At 71.2% G+C, this 1,567-nt stretch carries 1 protein-coding gene and 1 pseudogene; one reads left to right on the plus strand and one right to left on the minus strand.

Features of this window, described 5'->3' with window-relative positions:
- Positions 1-1,142 (minus strand): annotated as a pseudogene (locus B2P18_RS14040) (hypothetical protein); the annotation flags it as partial.
- A 106-nt stretch (positions 1,143-1,248) separates the two neighbouring features.
- Between B2P18_RS14040 and B2P18_RS14045 the strand changes: the two are divergent.
- A partial coding sequence (locus B2P18_RS14045; protein ID WP_286961285.1) for a hypothetical protein occupies positions 1,249-1,567 on the plus strand: 319 nt, incomplete at its 3' end.

Consider the following 1,567-nt stretch of genomic DNA (forward strand, 5'->3'; position numbering starts at 1 on the left):
GTCAGGTCGCGGCGCACCCGGCCGAGCGTGCGGTCCTCGACGAAGCAGTGCCAGCGGTCGACCCACTCGCCCTGCTGGTGCAGCTCGTCCCGGAAACGGCGGAACGCCCCGCGGCCCTGGATCGAGCGCCGCAGCAGGTCGGCGAACCGCGGGTCCTCGTCCTCCACCCAGGCGGCGAAGACCTCCATGTCGCGGTACTCGCTGCGCCCGTCCGGCACGACGTGCACCCACTCCGGCCCGTCGACGTCCACCAGCTCGTCGTCCATGGTCATCCCCGGTTCGGTCAGGAACGCCGGGACCACCTCGCCCGTATGGCGATTCACGTAGGCCCCGTCCTCGCCCTCCCCACCCGGCGCGTCCGCCACCTCCTGGAGGTCGATCGCCAGCGCCCCCTCTGGCAGCGCGCCACCGTCCCGCACCAGGGTGAGCAGCGCGGCGAGCTCGTCGTCGCCGTACCACTCCCGCTCCTGGATCTGGGTGGTCAGCCGAGACGTCAGGTCGCCCAGCACCTCCGCCGCACCATCGCGGTCGTCGAGCCACATCGCCAGCAGCCGCAGCCCCACCTGCTGCAGCGCGAACGTGACGTCGGCCGAGCCGATGGCGGCGGCCAGGTCGGCGGGCGTCTGCGCCATACGAAGCGCACCCAGGTCGAGCCGGGCCACCTCCGGCCCGCCGTCCTCCGGCGCGAGACGCGCGACCCGGTCGAGCGGGTCGTCGCGGCCGAAGGGGTCCGGGATGGGCCCCCAGCCGTCGATGACGGTGGGCTCGGTGATCTCACGACCCCACTCCTGCACGGACTCTCGCGTCACGAGGACCCGGCACTCGTGCCGCCAGCCGCGCTGCGGGTCGTAGTCGAACGTGAACTCCTGGTGGTCGCTGAGCGGGCCGATGGACGTCGACGGCGGCAGGATCCCCGGCAGCGGCGTTGCCCCGTCGAGGGAGTGCGTCACCTGCGAGCGGTCGGGCAGCGTGAACGTCCACGGCTGGTCCACGTCCCAGCGCGCGAAGGCGTGGTTGATGGCGATCGCCAGCTGCGCGTAGGGGATTCGTCGAGGCACCACGATCAGGCGGACCGGCGAGGGGTCGAGGCGCTGGCCGAGGCCGGACACGAGCTGGACCCTGATGAGCTTGCAACGAGCCATGACCACATCGTGCCGCGAGCCGGCCGAGTGTGACCACCCGAGGTAGGTCATCAGGGTTCGTGATGATGCGGACCACGACGCCCCCGTCATCCCTAGCGTCACCGTCATGAGCCAGACCATCAGACATCACTGGACCGGACTGAAGGGCCGCCGAGCCCTCAACTTCAACTGGGACGCGATCGACCACGACTCCGTCGTGCTCGTCACGGCCTCGGAGTACACCCTCAACGCCGCCGCGCCGGCCACGTCGCAGCGCTTCGTCGGCGCGGCGAGCATCACCGTCGCCAACGTGACGCCGCACGGCCCGCCCTACGACTCCAACCACGGGGTCACCTTCGTTGTGGACGTGGCGTGGGGGGCACCGCTCAACGTGGTCACCGACATCACCGTCCTGGACGCCAAGCCGGGGACTGCTGCAGGGGTAG

Source organism: Arsenicicoccus sp. UBA2120, from assembly GCF_002330965.1.
Classification (GTDB): Bacteria; Actinomycetota; Actinomycetes; order Actinomycetales; family Dermatophilaceae; genus Arsenicicoccus; species Arsenicicoccus bolidensis.